The sequence below is a fragment of the Nonomuraea terrae genome, assembly GCF_004348995.1.
GTDB lineage: Bacteria > Actinomycetota > Actinomycetes > Streptosporangiales > Streptosporangiaceae > Nonomuraea > Nonomuraea terrae.
Genome location: NZ_SMKQ01000005.1, coordinates 1 through 21,458, shown reverse-complemented (window position 1 = coordinate 21,458; position 21,458 = coordinate 1). Strand labels below are relative to the sequence as shown.

Annotated in this window: 22 protein-coding genes; 12 read left to right on the top strand and 10 right to left on the bottom strand. The window is 70.7% G+C overall.

Going from position 1 to position 21,458, the window contains the following annotated elements; genetic code table 11:
- Window positions 1-38 precede the first annotated feature (38 nt).
- Complete coding sequence (locus E1286_RS03140; RefSeq protein ID WP_246074383.1) at window positions 39-869, bottom strand: helix-turn-helix transcriptional regulator; 831 nt, start codon at window positions 867-869, stop codon at window positions 39-41.
- A 134-nt stretch (window positions 870-1,003) separates the two neighbouring features.
- On the opposite strand from E1286_RS03140, the gene E1286_RS03135 reads away from it, so the two are divergent.
- Genes E1286_RS03135 through E1286_RS03125 form a run of 3 tightly spaced genes read left to right on the top strand, consistent with a single transcriptional unit; the run spans window position 1,004 to window position 4,310 of the window.
- Window positions 1,004-2,380: an MFS transporter gene (locus E1286_RS03135; protein ID WP_223189504.1), complete on the top strand. Its 1,377-nt coding sequence runs from the start codon at window positions 1,004-1,006 to the stop codon at window positions 2,378-2,380.
- A 54-nt stretch (window positions 2,381-2,434) separates the two neighbouring features.
- Window positions 2,435-2,842, top strand: a complete 408-nt coding sequence (locus E1286_RS03130) for a Fur family transcriptional regulator (RefSeq protein ID WP_132608750.1) — start codon at window positions 2,435-2,437, stop codon at window positions 2,840-2,842.
- Window positions 2,843-2,861: 19 nt separating this feature from the next.
- Entirely contained in the window at window positions 2,862-4,310 is a 1,449-nt protein-coding gene (locus E1286_RS03125) for a catalase (protein WP_132608749.1), read from the top strand.
- Between the two features lie 761 nt (window positions 4,311-5,071).
- Here the strand turns inward: E1286_RS03125 and E1286_RS03120 are convergent.
- Both E1286_RS03120 and E1286_RS03115 read right to left on the bottom strand, forming a co-directional pair.
- Window positions 5,072-5,299 carry a DUF397 domain-containing protein gene (locus E1286_RS03120; protein ID WP_132608748.1) on the bottom strand — a complete coding sequence of 76 codons (228 nt, stop codon included), beginning with the start codon at window positions 5,297-5,299 and terminating at the stop codon, window positions 5,072-5,074.
- A gap of 45 nt (window positions 5,300-5,344) precedes the next feature.
- Window positions 5,345-6,208, bottom strand: a complete 864-nt coding sequence (locus E1286_RS03115) for a helix-turn-helix domain-containing protein (RefSeq protein ID WP_132608747.1) — start codon at window positions 6,206-6,208, stop codon at window positions 5,345-5,347.
- An 881-nt stretch (window positions 6,209-7,089) separates the two neighbouring features.
- On the opposite strand from E1286_RS03115, the gene E1286_RS03110 reads away from it, so the two are divergent.
- The 5 genes from E1286_RS03110 to E1286_RS03090 all read left to right on the top strand — a co-directional run bounded on the left by E1286_RS03110 (window position 7,090) and on the right by E1286_RS03090 (window position 12,444).
- Window positions 7,090-7,740 (top strand): hypothetical protein, encoded by a 651-nt coding sequence (locus E1286_RS03110; RefSeq protein WP_132608746.1) that lies wholly within the window; start codon window positions 7,090-7,092, stop codon window positions 7,738-7,740.
- Between the two features lie 135 nt (window positions 7,741-7,875).
- Window positions 7,876-10,044, top strand: coding sequence for a molybdopterin-dependent oxidoreductase (locus E1286_RS03105; RefSeq protein WP_132608745.1), 2,169 nt, complete (start codon window positions 7,876-7,878; stop codon window positions 10,042-10,044).
- 1 nt (window position 10,045) lies between these two features.
- Complete coding sequence (locus tag E1286_RS03100) at window positions 10,046-10,657, top strand: HD domain-containing protein (protein ID WP_132608744.1); 612 nt, start codon at window positions 10,046-10,048, stop codon at window positions 10,655-10,657.
- Between the two features lie 30 nt (window positions 10,658-10,687).
- Window positions 10,688-11,599, top strand: a complete 912-nt coding sequence (locus E1286_RS03095) for a Rieske (2Fe-2S) protein (protein ID WP_246074380.1) — start codon at window positions 10,688-10,690, stop codon at window positions 11,597-11,599.
- Between the two features lie 29 nt (window positions 11,600-11,628).
- A complete protein-coding gene (locus tag E1286_RS03090) occupies window positions 11,629-12,444 on the top strand; it encodes an NAD(P)H-binding protein (RefSeq protein ID WP_132608743.1) in 816 nt (271 codons plus the stop codon).
- Here the strand turns inward: E1286_RS03090 and E1286_RS03085 are convergent.
- From E1286_RS03085 to E1286_RS03070, 4 genes are all read right to left on the bottom strand, one after another.
- Window positions 12,437-12,673, bottom strand: a complete 237-nt coding sequence (locus E1286_RS03085; RefSeq protein WP_246074378.1) for a hypothetical protein — start codon at window positions 12,671-12,673, stop codon at window positions 12,437-12,439. The two genes, E1286_RS03090 and E1286_RS03085, sit on opposite strands and share 8 nt — an antisense overlap.
- Before the next feature lie 12 nt (window positions 12,674-12,685).
- Window positions 12,686-13,441 (bottom strand): sulfite exporter TauE/SafE family protein, encoded by a 756-nt coding sequence (locus tag E1286_RS03080; RefSeq protein ID WP_132608742.1) that lies wholly within the window; start codon window positions 13,439-13,441, stop codon window positions 12,686-12,688.
- Window positions 13,442-13,449: 8 nt separating this feature from the next.
- A complete protein-coding gene (locus E1286_RS03075; RefSeq protein ID WP_223189502.1) occupies window positions 13,450-14,364 on the bottom strand; it encodes an SPFH domain-containing protein in 915 nt (304 codons plus the stop codon).
- Between the two features lie 95 nt (window positions 14,365-14,459).
- Window positions 14,460-15,248 carry an ABC transporter ATP-binding protein gene (locus tag E1286_RS03070; RefSeq protein WP_132608741.1) on the bottom strand — a complete coding sequence of 263 codons (789 nt, stop codon included), beginning with the start codon at window positions 15,246-15,248 and terminating at the stop codon, window positions 14,460-14,462.
- Window positions 15,249-15,316: 68 nt separating this feature from the next.
- Here E1286_RS03070 and E1286_RS03065 point away from each other — a divergent pair, with 68 nt between their 5' ends.
- Window positions 15,317-16,033 (top strand): hypothetical protein, encoded by a 717-nt coding sequence (locus tag E1286_RS03065; protein WP_165969544.1) that lies wholly within the window; start codon window positions 15,317-15,319, stop codon window positions 16,031-16,033.
- A 3-nt stretch (window positions 16,034-16,036) separates the two neighbouring features.
- Here the strand turns inward: E1286_RS03065 and E1286_RS03060 are convergent, their stop codons facing one another.
- Both E1286_RS03060 and E1286_RS03055 read right to left on the bottom strand, forming a co-directional pair.
- Window positions 16,037-16,657: a response regulator gene (locus E1286_RS03060; RefSeq protein ID WP_132608740.1), complete on the bottom strand. Its 621-nt coding sequence runs from the start codon at window positions 16,655-16,657 to the stop codon at window positions 16,037-16,039.
- Window positions 16,654-17,769, bottom strand: a complete 1,116-nt coding sequence (locus E1286_RS03055) for a GAF domain-containing sensor histidine kinase (protein ID WP_223189500.1) — start codon at window positions 17,767-17,769, stop codon at window positions 16,654-16,656. Before E1286_RS03055 ends, E1286_RS03060 begins: the two co-directional genes overlap by 4 nt.
- A 94-nt stretch (window positions 17,770-17,863) precedes the next feature.
- Between E1286_RS03055 and E1286_RS03050 the strand changes: the two genes are divergently transcribed.
- The 3 genes from E1286_RS03050 (at window position 17,864) to serB (ending at window position 20,845) form a co-directional block, all read left to right on the top strand.
- Window positions 17,864-18,520 carry an SDR family oxidoreductase gene (locus tag E1286_RS03050; RefSeq protein ID WP_132608739.1) on the top strand — a complete coding sequence of 219 codons (657 nt, stop codon included), beginning with the start codon at window positions 17,864-17,866 and terminating at the stop codon, window positions 18,518-18,520.
- Window positions 18,517-19,524 (top strand): S-adenosylmethionine:tRNA ribosyltransferase-isomerase, encoded by a 1,008-nt coding sequence (locus E1286_RS03045; protein WP_132608738.1) that lies wholly within the window; start codon window positions 18,517-18,519, stop codon window positions 19,522-19,524. Before E1286_RS03050 ends, E1286_RS03045 begins: the two co-directional genes overlap by 4 nt.
- 100 nt (window positions 19,525-19,624) lie before the next feature.
- Window positions 19,625-20,845 (top strand): phosphoserine phosphatase SerB, encoded by a 1,221-nt coding sequence (serB, locus tag E1286_RS03040; RefSeq protein WP_132608737.1) that lies wholly within the window; start codon window positions 19,625-19,627, stop codon window positions 20,843-20,845.
- Window position 20,846: 1 nt separating this feature from the next.
- On the opposite strand, the gene E1286_RS03035 is transcribed toward serB, so the two are convergent.
- The gene (locus E1286_RS03035; protein WP_246074376.1) at window positions 20,847-21,314 is read right to left on the bottom strand and encodes a SixA phosphatase family protein; all 468 of its coding nucleotides are present in this window, start codon (window positions 21,312-21,314) and stop codon (window positions 20,847-20,849) included.
- Between the last annotated feature and the right edge of the window lie 144 nt (window positions 21,315-21,458).

Below are 21,458 nucleotides of genomic sequence, written 5' to 3'. Positions count from 1 at the left end.
CCTGACATTTAGCATCCGAGCATGCCATGCAGGGCGGACTAACGTGCAGCTTCCCCCATCAATGCGGACACAGCCGTACGGGTCTCGTCGTCCAGAGGTGTGTAGACGATCAGCCGGAGCTCGGGCACCGCCGTGAGGCTCGTCGTGCTGAAGCGCAACGTCCCGTACTCCACATGCCGGAACGCCTTCACCCTGGGCCCGGGCTCGGCGACGTCCTGCCGCGCCCACAGCCGCGCGAACTCCGCGCTCTCCTCGCTGAGCCGCCGGACGAAGTCCTGCCAGCTGGGGTCGTCGGCATGCCGGCTGTAGGCGCCCCTGAAGACGGCCACCGCCCGTGCGAGCTCGTTGTCGCGGTCGAGCAGCAGGGTGGTGGGCGAGGGGTTGAGGCAGCTCTGCCAGAGCGAGTTGCGCTCTCCTTCCGGCGAGCCGGTCAGCTCGGGGAACAGCCCCGCGTACGCGGCGTTCCAGGCCAGGGCGTCGCAACGACTGTTGGCCACGCAGGCCGGCATGTCGCCGAGCCGGTCGAGGATCTCCCGGATCTCGGGCGTCACCTGGCCGCAGTCGACCGGGACCGGCTCCTCGGTCTGGCCCGCCAGCCGGTAGAGGTGGCGGCGTTCGGCGGTGTCGAGCCGGAGGGTGCGCGCGATCGCGTCGAGCACCTGGCTGCTGGCGTTGATCGGCCGCCCCTGCTCCAGCCATGTGTACCAGGTCACCCCGACACCCGCGAGCTGGGCGACCTCCTCGCGGCGCAGGCCCGGCGTGCGTCTGCGGGGCCCTGGGGCGAGATCGACCATCTCGGGGGTGATCCGCTCGCGCCGGCTGCGCAGGAACGCCGACAGGTCCGTACGCCTCGCCTCTGCCACGTTCACCTTTCCACTATGGGGGCATACGGCAGCGTTCATCCAGTTACCCCTAATACCAGTATAAAGAGGCTCTTGTTACTGGTATCGAGTCTGGCCACAAACTAGTCACCATGTCGCAAACTGCCGCAGTTTCCTCTCCTGTGACGACCAAGTCACCGGAATCGAAAGCCGGCGGCCTGCTCCTGGCGATCATCCTCGTCGGGCAGTTCCTGGCCATCCTGAACGTCAACATCGTGAACGTGGCCACCCCCACCATCGAGTCGGACCTGCACTCCTCCGGCGCGGGGCTGCAGATGGTCGTGGCCGGATACACCATTGTCTACGCCGTCCTGTTGATCACCGGGGCCAGGGTCGGCGACCTGTTCGGCTATCGCAGGGCGTTCCTCGGCGGTTTGGCGGTTTTCACGGTCACCACACTCGCGGCGGGTCTCGCACCGGGGACGGGCTGGCTCGTGGCCTTCCGGCTGATCCAGGGCGCCGGGGCCGCGATGATGATGCCGCAGGTCATGACCTTGATTCAGCGCAACTACCACGGCCAGGCGCGCGGCCGGGCGATCGGCCTGTGGTCGCTGGTGATCAGCGGCGGCATCGTGGTCGGCCAGGCGCTCGGCGGCATCCTGCTGGGCCTCGGCCTGGGCTGGCGGATCCTGTTCCTGGTGCTGGTTCCCGTCGCGGTGCTGCTGCTGGTGGCCGGGATGCGGGTGCTGCCGTCCGACAGCGGCGGCGGCAAGGCTGGGCTCGACCCGGCCGGCCTGGTGACCCTGTCCGCCGCCGTGCTGCTCCTGGTGGTCCCCCTCGTGCTCGGACGCGACCTCGGCTGGCCGGTGTGGGGCTGGCTCTCGATGGGGCTGAGCGTCGTGATGTTCGGCGCGTTCGTCGCGATCGAACGGTGGGTGACCTCCCGGGGCGGCCGTCCTCTGGTGGACGCCCGGGTGCTGCGCGCGCCCGGCATGCGGCCCGGGCTGGCGATCCTGCTGTTCGGCCCGGCCACCTGGGGCGCGTTCCTGTTCGTCTCGGCCCTGCACCTGCAGGGCGACCTGCACATGACGCCGCTCGCCTCCGGGATGATGATGGTGCCCTGCGCGCTGGCCTTCGGCCTGGTCGGGCTCGCCTGGCCGCGCCTGCCCATGCGCCTGCAGCGCCCGCTCGTGCCCGTCGGCTACGTGGTCGCCGCGCCTGCCTATGTCGGGCTCGGCCTCGCCGCCGGGGGCGGCCTGTCGTATGCGATCATGAGCGCCCTCATCGGCGCCGGGCTGGGCGTGCAGGTCGCGGTGACGAACATGGCGACCGAGCAGGTCGACGGTGCGTACGCGGCCGACGCCAGCGGCGCGCTGCTCACCGTCATGCAGCTCGGCCAGGTCATCGGCGTCGCCACGGTGGGAACGCTGTTCATCACGCTGCAGGGGCGCAGCACCTCCGCCTCGCTGGTCTCCTCCCTCGCCATGGCGGGCCTCGCGGTCCTCGCCGGGCTGAGCGCCCTCTTCCTGGCCCGCCGCCGCACCCCTTCCACGCTTTAACTTGGATGCCTCGTAAACTTGAATAACTCAAGTTAAGGGCGTAGGTTGTGCTCCATGGGGGATGACGACCTGCTCCGGAAGGCCGGGCTGCGGGTCACTGCGGCCCGGCTGGCGATCATGCAGACCGTGCGCGACGGCGACCACCTCGACGTGGACGGCGTCCACCGCGGTGTGCGCCGGCGCGTCGGGCAGGTGTCGCTCCAGGCCGTCTACGACTCGCTGCACGCGCTCCACAGGGCCGGGCTCGTCCGCAAGATCGAGCCCATGGGCAGTCCGGCCCGCTACGAGGCGCGCGTCGGCGACAACCACCACCACCTGGTGTGCCGGCGGTGCGGAACCGTGACCGACGTCGACTGCACGGTGGGCGTCGCCCCCTGCCTCGAACCCGCGGACGACGCGGGTTACGTCGTGGACGAAGCCGACATCACGTTCTGGGGCGTGTGCCCGAGCTGTCAAAGATGATTTCCGGAAGGACCGCGCTATGACGAACAGGCCTGTCACCACCGACGACGCCGGCATCCCCGCGCCGAGCGACGAGCACTCGCTCTCCGTCGGGCCGAACGGCCCGCTGCTCCTGGCGGATCACTACGTGATCCAGAAGATGGCCCACTTCAACAGGGAGCGCGTCCCGGAGCGGGTGGTGCACGCCAAGGGCGGCGGCGCCTACGGCACCCTCCAGATCACCGAGGACGTCAGTCAGTACACCAAGGCCAAGCTCTTCCAGAAGGGCGTGGAGACCCCGCTCTTCCTGCGTTTCTCGACCGTCGCCGGTGAGCTCGGCAGCGCCGACACCGCGCGTGACCCGCGCGGCTTCGCGATCAAGTTCTACACCGAGGACGGCAACTACGACATCGTCGGCAACAACACGCCGATCTTCTTCATCCGCGACCCGCAGAAGTTCTCCGACTTCATCCACAGCCAGAAGCGGCGTCCGGACAACCACCTGCGCGACAACAACATGCAGTGGGACTTCTGGACGCTCTCGCCCGAGTCGGCCCACCAGGTCACCTTCCTGATGACCGACCGCGGCACGCCGGCCAGCTGGCGGCACATGCACGGCTTCGGCTCGCATACGTTCCTCTGGTACAACGCCGCCGGCGAGAAGTACTGGGTGAAGTACCACTTCAAGACCGACCAGGGCATCCAGAACTTCACCGCCTCCGAGGCCGCCGCGCTGCAGGCCACGGACCCCGACTACCACACCCGCGACCTGTTCTACGCGATCCAGCGCGGCGAGCACCCGTCCTGGACGGTGAACGTGCAGATCATGCCGTTCGAGGTCGCGGCCGACTACCGGTTCAACCCGTTCGACCTGACCAAGGTGTGGCCGCACAGCGACTACCCCGAGATCACGATCGGCCGGTTCGTACTCAACCGCAACCCGGAGAACTATTTCGCCGAGGTCGAGCAGGCGGGCTTCGAGCCGGCGAACCTGGTGCCCGGCATCGGCGCCTCGCCGGACAAGATGCTGCAGGGCCGGCTGTTCTCGTACCCGGACGCCCACCGCTACCGGATCGGGCCCAACTACCTGCAGCTGCCGGTCAACAAGCCGCGCGTCCCCGTCAACTCCTACAACTTCGACGGGCCGATGACCTTCCAGAACCCGGCGGGTCCGGTGTACGCGCCCAACTCCCTCGGCGGCCCGGCCGCCGACCCGTCCCTGTACGAGGGCGAGAACTACCACGTCACGGGCGAGATCATCCGCTCGGCGTACACCAAGCACGCCGAGGACGACGACTACGTCCAGCCGCGCACCCTCTGGGAGAACGTGCTGTCCGACACGGACCGCGCCCACCTGGTGAGCAACATCGTCGGCCACGCCTCGGCCCCCGAGGTCACCACCGACATGAAGAAGCGCGTCGTGGAGTACTGGACCAACATCCACAAGGACCTCGGCCACGGCGTAGCCCAGGGCCTGGGCATCGCCTGACCCGCAACACCCCGGGCACGGCCCGCGTTTCCGCGAAACGCGGGCCGTGCCTGTGACGCGCGTCTCCACCGGTGAACGCTTCCGGCCGAGCCCGGGCAGGGAGAACGACGCGGGTGCCCGCTGACCGGACGCGGCTCAGTGCACGAGCGCGGAGATCCAGCCTCCGTCGACGCTCAGGGTCTGGCCGGTCACCGCCTCAACCCACTGTGATGCTCATCGGTCACGCCTCGGGCTGATCGCCCGGGCACACCGGCGGACTGCCGCGCCCGCCGGCACCCCGGCCGGCGGCAAGAGCCGCCCGATGGCCTCTCGGCAGAACCAGACGGCACGCCGTCGAATACGGAATCGGCCGACCGCGTCCCATACCGCCTGGGCGCGGCCGGCCGGTTTCCCGAACGCGGGCCGTTTCTTTCGACGTCAATTCTTTTCGGCAAGAAAACGGCCGACTAATCATCCGGATGCCGAACAGGAATCCGGCTCACCGGTGATGCCGAGCTTTTGTTGTGCGCGCATCCCACTGCAGCCGGCCAGTCGGCTTCTTCGTCAAAGTGCCGGCATGCTCGGCGGGCATCCGGTTGGGGAGCACCCGGTCACCACCGGCCGATGAGGTGTGCCGAAGCTTGATCAACATGGTGGAGGATGTGCCATGCTGTGCGGGTCTTCCACGCTCGAGGCCAAGGAGCGGGGGAGGCTCTCGGAGGCGCTGTCTCCATCCGAACGGCCCTGATTGGTTGTGCCAGCAACTCGCCAGGGCCGTTCTCTTAGGACGCGCTGACCTGCAACGAGGCCAGATCGAACTCACCGTCACGGACGCCGGCCGTGAACGCGGCCCACTCCGCCGGAGTGAAGACCAGGACAGGGCCGTCCTGCTCCTTGCTGTCCCTCAGCGCGACGTTGCCGTCGGCCAGCGGGGCGACCTCTACGCAGGCGGATGCGCCGTTGCAGAAGCTGCTCTTCCGCCAGGCCGCCACCTTGGTGTGGATGTCCATGCTCTCCCCAAATACGTAAAGGGGCTCCATTGCCCCTCTTTTGGTTTATCGTCGCCAGATCATGGCTTTTCGCTGGATGAGAACTCGCGACTCGTCCTCGTCCAGCGCCTCCGACCGGATGTGGTCGAAAGCTGCTTCATATCCCGCCACGCGCCCGCGGTCTTCGACGAAATCGGCGGAATACAGTTGCTCTAGATATACGACATCGTCAAACGCCGCAAACTTCAGGTGGATGAACGCGCCGGTATTGACCGCATGGAGTGCCTCCAGCGGCAGGACATGAATGCGTACGTGCGGCAGCAGGGAGACCTCCAGGAGGTGCTCCATCTGCTCCCGCATCACCGTGGGCTCTCCGAAGCGGCGCATCAGCGCCGACTCGTCGAGAACCACGGTGACCTCACACGGATCCGGTCGGTGCAGGACCCGCTTCTGCCTGCTGAGGCGCGCCTCAACCCGGCTCCGGACACCGCTGTGCGTGATGCGAGCGATGCCACGGGTCGCCAGAATGACCTCCCTGGCGTAATCCTCGGTCTGCAGGGTGCCAGGCACGATCTGGGGTTCCCAGTTGCGCTGGACCGTCGCCTCAGCCTCCAGCCCGAGGAATCTTGTGTACTCCTCGGGCAGGGTGTCTTCGTAATCTTCCCACCAGCCCCGCTGCTCCGCATCTCGCAACAGGCCGAAGAGTTCGTCAAGTTTGTCACCGTCGACGCGGTAGAGCTTTGCCAGAGCCTTGATGTCGTCGGTACTGGGCATGGTCTTGGCCGCTTCGATGCGGCTCACCTTGCTCGCCGACCAGCCGAGGTCCCGGGCCGCCTTGGCGCCTGTGAGCTTGCAACGCTCTCGGAGGAGGCGTAACTCCTGGCCCAGCCGAAGCCGCCGGACCGTCGGACTGCCCTGCTGCGATGGCACCGTCGACACTCCTTCTCGGGGGAATGGAGGTGTAGCCGGAAGGATTGTTTAGGGCCCGGCTTTCGGGGCCGTTCGCTCAATCTTACACTGCAACTTGCACGAGGAGTCCCACACAGCCTTGCCAGAAGGCTTTCATGGGTAGAGCGTAGTAGGCAAGACAACCTCCGCGAGGATGCCCGGAGTGGATCAGGTTTTCCGGCGACTGCCGGGCAACCCTTCCTAAGTCGATACTTCCGGTGCAAGTTGCAGGACAAGAAGCGAAGAAAATTAAATCTTCCGTTGCTCGAAGTATTGCAGCTTAGGCAAGCTCGGGGGACGATCTGAACCAGGAAGGTTCTCGAGTGGTGAGGAGGCCGGAGATGACGACACGGCCGTACACACCGGGCTTTCCAGCATCGATCAAGCGGCCCCGCGGGGGTCGCGTCACCGGCAACGGCGCCGTCCCGGAAAAGAAGCTGTGCACCAGGGAGGCCGTTTGCCGGAAGGATCACACCGTCGACTGACGAATTCAGCGCATCTCTGCTCGATCGAGCACGCACAAAGCCGGACCGAGGCTGACCACCAGGTCACCGCATTATGGGCTGCCACCCTGCGGCCGACCGGTCAATCAGCCTGCGGACCAGCCAAGAAGCCACCTCTGAATTGCCGCGAAAGGGGTCTTCTCATGTACTCACAAGGTACCAAGGCAATCCACCGAATCAAGTCCCGGATCCGGGAACTCATCGTGTGGGCGGATCGCGAAATCTGCATGGAGCCCGACGAGTTCGCACACCGTATGGGCTGGACCGTGGCCCGCACCGGGTTCGGCTCCCGCCGCTACCGTGACCCACGCTTCGACCAGCTGCGCAGCCCAAGCCGAGTGACCGAGGAGGTGTCCTGACATGCCGAGGAACCCGCGTAACCAGATCTACCCCGCCATCGAGGATCTCCCCGCCGCCGGCCGCGCGGGTCTCCTGGTCAGGCTCTGGCGGGCCCGTACCGAGCTGCTGATGCTCGCCGGGCTGGGGCTGGTCGCACTGGCCCTGATGAAGGCCGCCGGAGAGGGACGGTGGTTGCCGTTCGTCGTGCTGACCAGCGCGATCTCGGTGCCCGCCGCCACCAGGACGGGCCGGAGCTGGATCGCCGCCCACTTCTGGTGCGTGGTCTCCCGGCACCGTGTCCAGCGGGTCTGCCTGGAGACCACGATGCACACCAGGGCGGGCCGGATCCCGCTGGTGTGGTGGATCACGCCGACGACCGCGGGCGAGAAGGCGTTGATCATGACCCGGGCGGGCATCTCCGCCGAGGAGTTCGAGGCGTACCGCGAGGAGATCGCGGCGGCCTGCTGGGCGCGCAGCGTCAACGTCTACCGGCACCGCACCCGCGCCCAGTTCCTCATCGTGGAGATCGTCCGCCGCGACGAGGCGCCCGGCGCCTTCTCCCCCGGCCTGGAACGCCTGTACGGGCGCCGCTCCTGGATCTGCCTGAGGTCCGATCTCGAGGAGCCGCCTGATCTGCGCACCGAGGTCCTCCTGCCGCGTGTCGCCGCCTGAGGCGACGCGGTGAAGCCTGGGGATAGGGGCCATCCCCAGGGGTGCAAGCCCCGGAGACCGCGGGGGCTCCGGGGCTTCCCCATGCCCGGGGGTACGCGCCAAGATGAGTTCATCTAACGAACTCAGGGAGTCGCGATGACGTCGACCGTTCACCGGACCTGCCCCCTCTGCGAGGCCGTCTGCGGCCTGACGCTCACCCTCGGCGAAGACGGGCACGTGACGAGCGTCCGCGGCGACAAGGACGACCCCTTCAGCAAGGGCTTCATCTGCCCCAAGGGGGCCAGCCTCGGCCGGCTCGACGAGGACCCCGACCGGCTGCGCACGCCGCTGGTCGGGGGCCGCGAGGCGACCTGGGAGGAGGCGTTCGCCGCGGTGCGCGCGGGTCTCGGCCGCGTCGCCGACCGCCGCTCCGTCGCCGTCTACCTCGGCAACCCGAACGCCCACACCATGGCCGGCGCGCTCTACGTCGCCCCGCTGGTCAAGTCGCTCGGCACGCGCAACGTCTTCAGCGCGGCCACCGCCGACCAGATGCCCAAGCACGTGGCCTGCGGGCTCATGTTCGGCCATCCGATGGCGGTCCCCGTGCCCGACCTCGACAGGACCGACCACCTGCTCATGCTGGGTGCCAACCCGCTGGAGTCGAACGGCTCCCTGTGCACCGCGCCCGACTTCCCGGGTCGGCTCAAGGCCCTGCGCCGGCGCGGCGGCCGGCTCGTCGTCGTGGACCCCCGCCGTACGCGGACGGCGGCGCTGGCCGACGAGCACGTGTTCATCCGCCCGGGGACGGACGCCTACCTGCTGTTCGGGATGGTGCACACGTTGTTCGCCGAGGACCTGGCCACGCCGTCGCACGAGGTCAACGGGCTGGCCGAGCTGCGCGAGGCGGCCAAGCACTTCCCGCCGGAGGCCGTCGCGCGGCGTACCGGGGTGGCGGCCGAGGTGGTCGTGCGGCTGGCCAGGGAGCTGGCGGCGGCGCGTACGGCGGCCGTCTACGCGCGGATCGGCACCTGCACGGCCGAGTTCGGCACGCTGGCCCAGTGGCTGGTGGACGTGCTCAACGTCCTCACCGGCAACCTCGACCGGCCGGGCGGCGCGATGTTCCCCAAGCCGGCCACGGAGTTCCTCGCGCGACGGCGTCCCTATGCGGTGGGGCGGTGGAGGAGCCGGGTGCGGGGGCTGCCGGAGGTGAACGGCGAGCTGCCGGTGGCCACGCTCGCCGACGAGATCGAGACGCCCGGCGAAGGCCAGGTCAAGGCCCTGATCACGATCGCGGGCAACCCCGTGCTGTCGGCCCCGCACGGCGACCGCCTCGACCGGGCGTTCGCGGGGCTCGACTTCATGGTGAGCGTGGATCCGTACCTGAACGAGACCACCCGGCACGCCGACGTGATCCTGCCGCCGCCGCGGATGCTGCAGTCGGGCCACTACGACTTCGCGCTGCTCGGCTTCGCCGTACGCAACTACGCCCGGTACTCGCCGCCGGCGCTGCCGCTGGACGGCCGGCCGTCCGAGGGCGGGATCCTGGCGCGGCTGGCCCAGATCGCCTCCGGCATGGACGGCGACCTCGACGCGTACATCATCGACGACCTGCTGGGCAAGGCCACCCAGACGCCCGGCTCCGGCGTCGAGGGCCGCGACCCGGCCGAGCTGCGCGACCTGCTGGACGGCGCGACGGGCGCCGAACGCCGGCTCGATCTCATGCTGCGCCTCGGCCCGTACGGCGAGTGGTCCGGCAAGGGCGACCTGTCGCTGCGCCGGCTGCTCGACCACCCGCACGGCATCGACCTGGGCCCGCTCGAGCCCCGGCTGGACGAGCTGCTCAGGACACCTTCCGGGCTGGTCGAGCTGGCCCCGCCGCTGCTGGTCGAGGACGTACGGCGGCTGCGCGCCAAGCTCGACGAGGAGCCGCCGGAGATCGTCCTGATCGGACGGCGCCACCTGCGCTCCAACAACAGCTGGATGCACAACGTGGCCCCGCTGGTCGGCGGCAGCAACACCTGCACGCTGCAGATAAACCCGGCCGACGCGGCCCGGCTGGGCCTGGCCGGCGAGGCGGTCGTACGCTCGGCGAAAGGCCAGGTCACGGTGGTGCTGGAGCCCACGGAGACGATCATGCCGGGCGTGGTCAGCCTGCCGCACGGCTGGGGGCACGAGGACAGCGCGCAGAGCGTCGCGGCCCGGCACGCGGGCGTCAGCGCCAACGCGCTGACCGACGATTCCACGATCGACGTTCCGAGTGGTAACGCAGTGTTCAACGGAGTTCCGGTCACGATTTCACCAACCGGGGTGATCAGCGCACATTAGGGTGTCGCGCGTGACTATCGCGCCAGAAGAGGACCGCCTGAACGCTCAGATCGCCTTCGCCGTCGAAATCGACAAGTTGAAGCGGATCATCCGCCGCAACCACTTGATCGACGGCTCCCGGCGGGAGAACACCGCCGAGCACTCATGGCACGTGGGCATGCTGGCGATGGTCTTCGGCGAGCATGCCCCGCCGGGGACGGATCTGCAGCGGGTGGTCGCCATGTTGCTCGTCCACGACCTGGTGGAGATCGACGCCGGTGACACGTTCATCTACGACCCCGTGGAGGTGGCCGCGCAGGCCGAGGCCGAGCGGGCCGCCGCCGACCGCATCTTCGGCCTGCTGCCCGCCGATCAGGGGGTGTGGATGCGGGAGTTGTGGGAGGAGTTCGAGGCCAGGAAGACGCCGGAGGCCAGGTTCGCCAAGGCGCTCGACCGGTTCGCCCCGATCCTGGCCAACCATCTCACCGAGGGCGGCACGTGGCCGCTGTTCAAGGTCAAGGCCGCCCAGGTGAAGGAGAAGGTGCGCATCATCCAGGAGGGCTCCCCCTCGCTGGGCGCGTACGCCCTGCAGCTCGTGGAGCTCTCGGTCGCGAGGGGTCACCTGGCCGAGTGATGCCGGCGAGGCTGGGGTAGGGGACCTGTCGTGAAAGAGCAAGTACGAGCGAAGCGCTGGCAGTTGGGGCGTTTCGCCGGACCCGTTGCCCTCGCCGACCGGCTGGAGAAGTCGAAGGCCATGGACAAACCGGTCAGGGTGCTGGCCAAGGCCGTGCGCCAGCGCCTGCGCCCAGGCCGGCTGCGTGACATGCTGCACGGCGTCCCCCTGGGCGAGCCGGTGCACCCGCCGCTCGCGACGGTCAGCCTGGGCTGCTGGCTCTCCACGGCCGTCCTGGACCTGGCCGGGGCCGACCCCCGCGCCGCGCGGCTGCTGCTGGCCACCGGCCTGGTCAACGCGCTGCCGACGGCGGCGGCCGGGCTGACCGACTGGTCCTCCCTCCATCGTGAGCAGCAGCGCGTCGGTTTTGTCCACATGTTGTCAAACCTGACCGCTATCGGCCTGTTCTCCGCCTCCCTCCTCGCCCGCGTACGCGGGAGCGAGCGGCCGGGCCGGGCGTTGTCGTACGCCGGGCTCGCGGTGGGCGGGCTGGGCGCCTATCTTGGCGGGCACCTGGCCTACCGGCAGGCCGCGGGCGCGAACCACGCCCCCCAGGTCACCCACCTGGTGCCGCTCGGCTGGCACGACCTCTGCCTGCTGCGCGACCTGCCCGAGGGGCGGCCGGTGGCGCGGCGGCTCGGCTACATCCAGCTCTTCGTGCTGCGCCGCGGCGAGAACGTGAGCGTGCTCGCCGACCGCTGCCCCCACCTGGCGGGCCCGCTGCACCAGGGCACGCTCGTGATGGAGAACGGCGACCCCTGCGTGGTGTGTCCCTGGCACGGCAGCACCTTCCGCCTGGTCGACGGCTCGGTCAAGCACGGACCGGCGACGGCTCCCGCGCCGATGTTCGAGACCCGGCTCAGGCGCGACGGCACGGTCCAGGTGCGTCCGGGCTTGACCTGAAGTTCGATTGAGGTTCTACGGTCGGGGCCATGAGCGCGATTCTCGTGACCGGCGCGACCGGCAATGTGGGCAGGCATGTGGTGTCCCGGCTCTCCGAGGCCGGGCTGAAGGTGCGGGCGCTGGCCCGCGACCCCGAGCGGGCCGGGCTGCCCGTGGAGACCGTACGCGGTGACTTGACCGAACCGCGGAGTCTGGAGCCCGCGCTGGACGACGTGGACAGCGTCTTCCTGCTCTGGCCCGGCTTCACCACCGGCAACGCCGCCGAGGTGGTGGCGAGGATCGCCGGGCGCGCGCGGCGGGTGGTCTACCTGTCGGCGCTGGGCGCGGACTCCTCCTCGCACTACGGGGAGATCGAGCAGCTCATCCGGCATTCCGGGGTGAGCTGGACGTTCCTGCGGCCCGGCGGATTCGCGGTGAACACGCTGATGTGGGCCGACCAGATCAGGCAGGGCGTCGTCCGGTGGCCGTACGGGAAGGCGTCGAGGGCGCTGATCCACGAGAAGGACATCGCGGCGGTGGCCGTGCACGCGCTCACCTCGGCCGGCCACAACGGCGCCGCCTACCCGCTCACCGGCCCCGACGAGCTCACCCAGGCCGACCAGGTACGCGTGATCGGCGAGGTGGTCGGGCGCGAGGTGCGCTGGGAGGAGCAGCCACCGCAGGAGGCCCGCGAGCGGCTCTTGGCGGCCTGGGGCGAGCCGGCGTTCGTGGACAGCGCGCTGCGGACCTGGGAGAGCTTCGTGGCGAGCCCCGAGCGGGCGACCGACACCGTGCGGCGGCTGCTGGGGCGGCCCGCGCTGTCGTTCCGGCAGTGGGCCGAGGACCACGCCGCCGACTTCAGCTGACCTCGTCGGCGGGGTGCTCCACGAGGGCGAGGATGCGGCTGGACATGAACCTGGCCGTACGCACCGGTGTGCCGCTGCGGGTGACCTCGCTCACCTCCACGAGCCCTCGCCGGTTGGCCACCTCGACCCGCCGGCCCGCGCGGGTGGCCGTGATCTCGTAGGTACGGGGAGTGCCGTTGCCGGCGTCGATGACGATCTCCACCCGGTCACCCTTCATGCCCAGGTTCATACCCAAAAGCTACTATCCGTACACCAGTACGATAATCGCCGCGATCCCCACGAAGACGATCACGGCGCGGAGGATCGGGGCCGGGATGCGCCGGCCCAGCCGCGCTCCGACGAACCCGCCGGCCACTGCCCCCAGCGCCACCCCCGCCACGGCCTGCCAGTCCACGTCGGCGACCAGGATGAACAGCGCCGCCGCCACGGCGTTCACCAGCAGCGCGAGGACGTTCTTGGCGGCGTTCACCCGGTGGAGGCCGTCGTCGAGGAAGACGCCGAGCAGGCCGATGAGCAGCACGCCCTGGGCGGCGCCGAAGTAGCCGCCGTAGACGCCGGCGAGCAGCACGCCCAGCCAGAGCTCCGCGCCCCCGTGAGGATGGGGGTCGCGGCGCCGCGCGGCCACCCACACATTGAGCCGCGGCTGCGCCATGACCAGCACGCACGCCAGCGCGATCAGGACCACGACCACGACCTCGAAGACGCCGGGATCGAGAAGCAGCAGCAGGATGCCGCCGATCAGCGAGCCCAGCGCCGAGGCCATGCCCAGGCGCAGCAGCCGCTCGCGCTGGCCGGCGAGCTCGGCGCGGTAGCCGTACGCGGCGGTGAAGCTGCCCGGGACGAGGCCGACGGAGTTGGAGACGTTCGCCGTGACGGGGTCGACGCCCAGCGCCACCAGAGTGGGGAACGTGATCAGCGAGCCGGACCCGACCACCGCGTTGATGGCACCGGCCACCACCCCGGCCGCGCAGACCGCGGCCAGTTCCCACCCCGTCACGAGGCTCCTTACGTGTCCTTGGGGGGTGTGAAGAGGCCGCCGAGATTTTCCAAGACCTTGCCCATCTCCGATGGGACGATCCAGATCTTATTGGCGTCGCCCTTGGCGATCTCCGGCAGGGTCTGCAGATACTGGTAGGCGAGCAGGTGCTGGTCGGGCTTGCCCTCGTGGATGGCCTTGAACACCATGTGGATCGCGTCGGCCTGCCCCTTGGCCCGCATGGCCTGGGCCTCGGCCTCCGCCTGGGCGCGCAGCACCGCCGCCTCCGCCTCGCCGCGCGCCCGCAGCACCGACGCCTGCTTCTCCCCCTCGGCCGCCAGGATCGCCGCCTGCCGCTGCCCCTCCGCGGCCAGCACCGCCGCGCGTTTGTCGCGGTCGGCGCGCATCTGCTTCTCCATCGAGTCCTGGATGGAGGCGGGCGGGTCGATGGCCTTGAGCTCGACCCGGTTGACCCGGATGCCCCACTTGCCGGTCGCCTCGTCGAGCACGCCGCGCAGCGCGGTGTTGATGTCCTCGCGCGAGGTCAGCGTGTGTTCGAGGTCCATGCCGCCGACCACGTTGCGCAGCGTCGTGATGGTGAGCTGCTCGACGCCGACGAGGAAGTTCGCGATCTCGTACGTGGCCGCCTTGGGGTTGGTGACCTGGAAGTAGACGACCGTGTCGATGGAGACCACGAGGTTGTCGGAGGTGATGACCGGCTGCGGCGGGAACGACACCACCTGCTCGCGCAGGTCGATCATCTCCTTGACCCGGTCGATGAACGGCACCACCAGGTTGAGCCCGGGCGCCAGCGTGCGGTGGTAGCGGCCGAGCCGCTCGATGACGGCGGCCGTGGCCTGCGGGATGACGCGGACCGTACGGGCCACGCCGAAGCCGACCGCCGCGACCAGGACGAGGGCGACGATGAGCTGCTCCACGGACATGGCCACGCTCCGAAGCCGAGGGAACCGATTCCGTAGATCCTATTTGGTGCGGCCTTTCCACCGAGGTGGTTCGGCGGGACGCATAAACAGGGGATCTACAGCGCGCGTGCGTACCAGCGGCCCTCGCCACCGCGGTCGAGCGTGAGCGGCACGCCGAACGTCTGCGTCAGGTGGTCGGCCGTCATCACGTGCTCGAGCGGCCCCTGGGCCACCACCGAGCCGTGCCGCAGCAGCAGCCCGTGGGTGAACCCGCTCGGCACCTCCTCCACGTGGTGCGTCACGAGCACCAGCGTCGGCGAGCGGTAGTCGCCGGCCAGCAGCGACAGGCGGCGCACCAGGTCTTCCCTGCCGCCCAGGTCGAGCCCGGCGGCAGGCTCGTCGAGCAGCAGGATCTCGGGGTCGGGCATGAGGGCGCGGGCGATCTGCACCCGCTTGCGCTCGCCCTCCGACAGCGTGCCGAACCGGCGCCTGATGAGGTGGGCCGCGCCCATCATGTCGATCAGCTCGACGGCCCTGGTGACGTCGTTGGAGTCGTACTCCTCCGTCCAGCGGCCCATGACGCCGTACGAGGCGGTCAGGACGAGGTCGATGACCTTCTCCTCCGGCGGGATGCGCTCGGCCAGCGCGGCGCTCGCCAGCCCGATCCGCGGCCGCAGCTCGAAGACGTCGGCCTGGCCCAGCCGCTCGCCGAGCACCTCGACCACGCCCTCGCTCGGATAGAGCAACGTGGACGCGACCTGCAGCAACGTGGTCTTGCCCGCGCCGTTGGCGCCGATGACGACCCAGCGCTCGTCCTCGTTGACCTCCCAGTCGATGCCGCGCAGCAGGGCCGCTCCGTCTCGCCTGACAGCGACGTCCTGGAGCCGCAGCACCTGACCACCCATCCCCGATCCCTCCTTAGGAGTCACCCTCGGGACAAACCTATTGCAGGGCGAGCGCTTATCGTGGACCGGTGCGCCCTGAATCGACTGTCTGCTCATCCCTGGTCGCCTGGGGCAACGCATGGCTCGCGGGTCACGCGAGCCTCGACGAGGCGGCCGACCACGTGGAAGCCGCCGGCGGCCCCGTCGTCGCGGGCGACGTCCCCCTGCGCCAGTACCTCGCGAACCTGCGCGTGGGCGGGCTGCGGGAGCTGCGGCTCGCCCTGCCCGCGCCGGGCGACCCACTCGGGCTGTCGGGGCCCGCGCCGTTCAACGCGGCCGCCGTCGACGCCGGGCAGGCCGCGATCGCCGTGCTCGACGACCGCAATCTCGGCCTCGTGCCGACGCTCGACCGGCGCGGATCGTCCTATGTCGGCGTACGCCTGGAGGTGCACGACTCCGGCCCCGTACGTCATGATCTGCCGTCGCTGGCGGAGGCCGAGCGGGAGCTGTCGGACGCGATGCGCTCGGCCACCGAGGCCCTCACCTCCGTCGACGGCCCCATGCCCGGCCGCCCCGACCGGCTCGACCGGGGCGGTGAGCTGGCGCCCGGCTACCCGGCCCGCGCCCACCGCGTCTCCACTCTCGCCACGCGGCTGGCCTCCGCGCTGAGCCTGGCCGACGAGCGCGGCCTCACCTCGGGTCAGACCGCCGTACGCGGGGCCGCGCTGCGCGAGCTCGACCGCGCCGTACGCCGCGCCCTCGTGGCCGCCCACCACGCGATCTTCGAGCCGGTCAGGAACATGTGACCGTCAGGCCAGGCCGTGGCGCACGGCGTAGAGCGCGGCCTGTGTGCGGTCCTGGACGCCGAGCTTCATCAGCACGTTGGAGACGTGGGTCTTGACGGTTTTCTCGGCCACGGCGAGGCTGCGCGCGATCTCCCTGTTGGAGCGGCCGGCCGCGATGAGGGCGAGCACCTCCCGCTCGCGCTCGGTCAGCGGCATCGGCCCCGGCGCGGCGACTCCGCCGGAGACGGTCAGCATCGCCTCCGCCGCCTCGGGCGCGAGCAGCACCTGCCCGCCGTGGACGGCCCTCACGGCTTGGACGAGCGCGCCAGGGTCGACGTCCTTGTAGAGGAAGCCGGCCGCGCCCGCCCGCATGGCCGGGCCCACGTCGGACCGGTCGCTCACCGAGGTCAGCACGACCACCCGGGTCTCGGCCTCCGACAGCCGCCGCAGCGCCCCGAGCCCGTCGAGCACCGGCATCTTCAGGTCGAGCAGCAGCACGTCGGGCGCCAGCTCGGCGACCAGCGCGACGGCCTGCTCGCCGTCGGCGGCCTCCCCGACCACGGTGATGTCGTCCTGCAGGTCGAGGAACGTCCGCAACCCCTGCCGCACCACCGGATGGTCGTCGGCGATCAGCACCCGGATCACACGCTCACCTCCACGCGCACGGTGGTCCCCCGGCCGAGGACCGACTCGACCGTCATCACGCCGCCGATCGACTCGGCGCGGTCGCGCATCGACACCAGGCCGAGGCCGCGCGAACCCGCCTGCTCGAACCCGCTGCCGTCGTCGCGCACGGTCAGCACCAGCCTGCCGCCCTCGTACACCAGGGACACCGACACGGCGGTGGCCCCCGAGTGGCGCAGCGCGTTGTGCAGCGCCTCCTGGGCCACCCGCAGCAGCGCGACCTCGACCGCGGAGTCGAGCGGCGGCAACTCGCCGCACTCGAACGCGACCAGCGACGGATGCAGCCGGTCGAGCAGGCGGACGTGCTTGCGCAGCGTCTCGTTGAGCCCGTGGCGGTCGAGCTCGGCCGGGCGCAGCTCGACGATGACCGCCCGCAGCTCCGACAGGGCCTCCCCGGCCAGCCGCTGGACGCGCTCCAGCTCGGCGGCGGCCCTGTCGGGGGCCTTGCCGAGCAGCGCGCCGGCGGCCTGGGCGCTGAGCCGCAGCGAGAACAGCTTCTGGGTGACCGCGTCGTGCAGCTCCTGGGCCACCCGGTTGCGCTCCTCCAGCATGGCGAGCTCGCGCCCGCGCTCGTAGAGCCTGGCGTTGGCCAGCGCGATCGCGGCGTGGGCGGCGAAGAGCGTCAGCAGCTCCTGGTCGTCCTGGGTGAACCCGCCGGGCGTGCGCTTGTTGGCCAGGAAGATGATGCCGAGCACCTGGTCGCCGTCGCGGATCGGCACACCGAGGAAGTCCTTCATCACCGGGTGGGCCTTCGGCCACCACTCGAAGCGCGGGTCCTTGCGCAGGTCGGGCAGCCTGACCGGATCGCCGTCGCGCAGCATCGCGCCGAGCATGCCGTGCTGGCGGGGCAGCGGCCCGATCGCATCCCACTGCTTGTCGGTGAGGCCCTCCGCGACGAACTCGCCGAACGACCCGTCGTCGTCGGGCACACCGAGGGCGGCGTAGCGGGCGTCGAGCAGCCGCTGCGCCGAGCGTACGATCACCTGCAGCACCTCGCGGACCGACAGGTGGCGGGTGACGGCGAGCACCGCCGAGCTCACCGCCTGGAGGATCTCGTCGCGGTCGGAGGTCACGCGACCAACTCTAGGGTCCTAGGACCATGTGCCGAGCCCTGAGCCGGTCCACGGCCCGATGTCCGCCGCCCGCCGCGTGCCTAGCGTCGGATCCATGACGAAGACCGCACTCATCACCGGCGCCTCCCGCGGACTCGGCCTCGCCCTGGCGAGGTCGCTGGCGGGCGCCGGCTGGAACCTCGTGCTCACCGCCCGCGGGGCCGGCGACCTGGAACGGGCCGCCGCCGAGCTGGGCGCCACCGCGATCCCGGGCGACGTGAGCGACCCGGCGCACGTCCGGCGGCTGGCCGCGGCCGCGCCGTCCCTGGACCTGCTGGTCAACAACGCCTCCGACCTGGGCGTGACACCGCTGCCGCCGCTCGCGGACTACCCGCCGGCGGCGTTCAGGGCGCTGCTGGAGACGAACGTGACCGCGCCGCTCACGCTCGTCCAGGCCACGCTGCCCGCTCTGCGCGCCTCGGGCGGCGCGATCGTGAACGTCACCTCCGACGCCGCCACCGGCGCGTACGAGGGCTGGGGCGGCTACGGCGCCACCAAGGCCGCGCTGGAGCAGCTGTCGAACGTGCTGGCCGCCGAGGAGCCCGGCGTGCGTGTCTGGTGGGTCGATCCGGGCGAGATGAACACCCGGATGCTCGCCGCCGCCGTGGGCGCCGAGGAGGCCGCCTCCGCCGCCGACCCCGCCAAGGTGGCCGCGGCGCTGTACGACCTGGTCAGCGCCCGCCCCGCCAGCGGCAAGGTGAGCCTGCGATGACCGCCGCGCTCGACTTCACGCTGCCGCCCGGCCTGTCGGCCCGCGAACCCGCCGAGGCCAGGGGCCTGGCCAGGGACGCGGTGCGCCTGCTGGTCTCGCGCGGCGACCTGGCGCCGTCCCACCACCTCTTCAGCGACCTGCCCGACCTGCTGGACGCGGGCGACCTCATCGTGGTGAACAACTCGGCGACCCTGCCCGCGGCCGTCCGGCTGGACCGGCTGGCCGTGCACTTCTCCACCTCCCGCCCGGACGGCACCTGGCTGGTCGAGCTGCGCCGCCGCACCACGAAGGGCACCGAGCCGTACGCCGGAGGCGAACCGGGCGAGTGGCTGCCGATGCCGGGACGGGCCACGCTGCGCCTGATCGACCGCGAGACGCCGCGGTTGTGGCGCGCTTCGCTGAACCGGGACGTGCAGGCGTACCTGCGGGTGCACGGGGTGCCGATCCGCTACTCGTACGTGGAGCGGGACTGGCCGATCGAGGCGTACCAGACCGTGTTCGCGACCGTGCCGGGCAGCGCCGAGATGCCGAGCGCGGCCCGGCCGTTCACCGCCGGGCTGGTCACGGCGCTGGTGGCGCGCGGGGTGGGCATCGCGCCGATCACCCTGCACACGGGCGTGGCCTCGCCGGAGAAGGACGAGCCGCCCTACGACGAGCGGTACGACGTACCGGCCGCCACCGCACGCCTGGTCAACCTGGCCCTGGAGAGCGGCAACCGGGTGGTGGCGGCGGGCACGACCGTCGTACGGGCTCTGGAGACGGCCGCGGACGCACCCGGGCACGTCTCCCCCTCCGCCGGATGGACCCGCCACGTCGTCACCCCGGAAATCGGCGTACGGGCGGTCACGGGGCTGATCACGGGCCTGCACGAGCCGCGCTCCAGCCACCTGCTCATGCTCACCGCGATCGCCGGCGAAGCGACCCTGGCCCGCGCCTACGAGGAGGCGCTGAGCATGGGGTATCTGTGGCACGAGTTCGGCGACACCCACCTGATCCTGAAGTAGCCGCCTTTACCGAGATTTTTCCATCCAGGGTCGCGCACCGGCGCACGAATGCGCAACCTGCCGCGCGAGCACCGCGCCAGGCGCAGTACCGTGGCTGGATGTGGACCAGCGCACCCTCCTGATCACCCTGACCGGCCCCGACCGTCCGGGCGTCACGTCGCGACTTTTCTCGGTGCTGTCGAAGTTCCCGGTGACGGTCGCGGACATCGAACAGGTCGTCATCCGAGGCCGGCTCACGCTCGGCGTCCTCGTCGCGTACGCGGGCGGCGTCCCCACCGGCACCGGCAGCACCCTCGGCGCCCTGTGGACCGCCGTCGAGCGGCTGGCAGAGGACCTCGGCATGGAGATCGAGCTGTCCACCGGTTCGCAGGCCAGGGAGCAGCGCCGCCGCGGCCGCCTGTCGGTCAGCGTGCTCGGCGCGACCCTGCAGCCGGCCGCCATCGCGGGCATCGCCGGCCGCATCGCCGCCGCCGGCGCGAACATCGACCGCATCGAACGCCTCGCCCAGTGGCCGGTCACCTGCATCGAGCTGTCGGTCTCCGGCGCCGACCCGGCCGCGCTGCGCGTCGAGCTCGCCGCCGAGGCCGCCGCGCAGGAGGTGGACGTCGCCGTCCAGCGCACCGGCCTGTCGCGGCGGGCCAAGCGGCTCATCGTCATGGACGTCGACTCCACCCTCATCCAGGGCGAGGTCATCGAGCTGCTGGCGGCGCACGCGGGCTGCCTGGAGGAGGTCGCCCGGGTCACCGAGGAGGCCATGCGCGGCGAGCTCGACTTCGCCGAGTCGCTCAAGCGCCGGGTGGCCCTGCTGGAGGGCCTGCCGGCCGAGGTCTTCGACCGGGTGCGCAAAGAGGTCGTGCTCACCCCCGGCGCCCGTACGCTCGTGCGCACGCTCAAGCGCCTCGACTACCGCTTCGCCATCGTCAGCGGCGGGTTCACCCAGATCACCGACGGGCTGGTCGAGGAGCTCGGCATCGACTACTCGGCGGCGAACGTCCTCGAGGTGGTCGACGGCCGGCTGACCGGGCGGGTCGTGGGCGAGATCGTCGACCGGCCGGGGAAGGCCCGGGCGCTGGAGAGGTTCGCGCGCCAGGCCGGGCTGCCGATCTCGCAGACGGTCGCCATCGGCGACGGGGCCAACGACCTCGACATGATCGCCGCCGCGGGGCTGGGCATCGCGTTCAACGCCAAGCCGGTGGTGCGGCAGGCGGCCGACACGGCGGTCAACACGCCGTACCTCGACTCGATCCTCTACCTGCTCGGCATCTCACGCGACGAGGTCGAGGCCGCCGACGCGGAGGACGGCGGCCTCACGCCGCGGTGACTCACCGCTCCTTCGGGTCCCAGTGGGTCACCAGGCGGCCTTCGCCCGGCGTGAGCTCCTCCCAGGGCGTCCCCACCCGGATCACCGCGAACGCCCCCGGCCGGAACACGTAGTCGCCGCCAGCCAGCCCCATGGCCAGCTCGTGCACGCCCGGGTTGTGCCCGCACAGCACGACCGTCCGCGCGTCCGGGTCGCATCGCCGGACGAGCTCCAGCAGCTCGTCCGGGTACGCCTCGTAGATGTCACGCTCGTAGCTGATGTCCGCGCCGGGGAAGGCCAGCTCGGCCGTACGGCGGGTCCTGAGCGCCGGCGAGCACAGCACCACGTCGGGGCCGAGGCCGGCCGTCCTGAGCTCGTCGCCCGCCCGCCTGGCGTCCCGCTCGCCCCGGTCGGTCAGCGGTCGCTCGCGGTCGGCCAGTCCGGCCGGCTGCGCGGCTTTGGCGTGCCGCAGCACGATCAAGGTCCGCACGAGATCACCTCGTGGCCCACACGGACAGGCCCACGATCACGGCCAGGATGGCGATCATCGCCAGCAGGATCAGGCCCAGGGTCTTCCCGCCGCTGGGCCGCTTGTCATCGTCCACGCGCCCAGTTTCCCATCCCACCCCGCCCC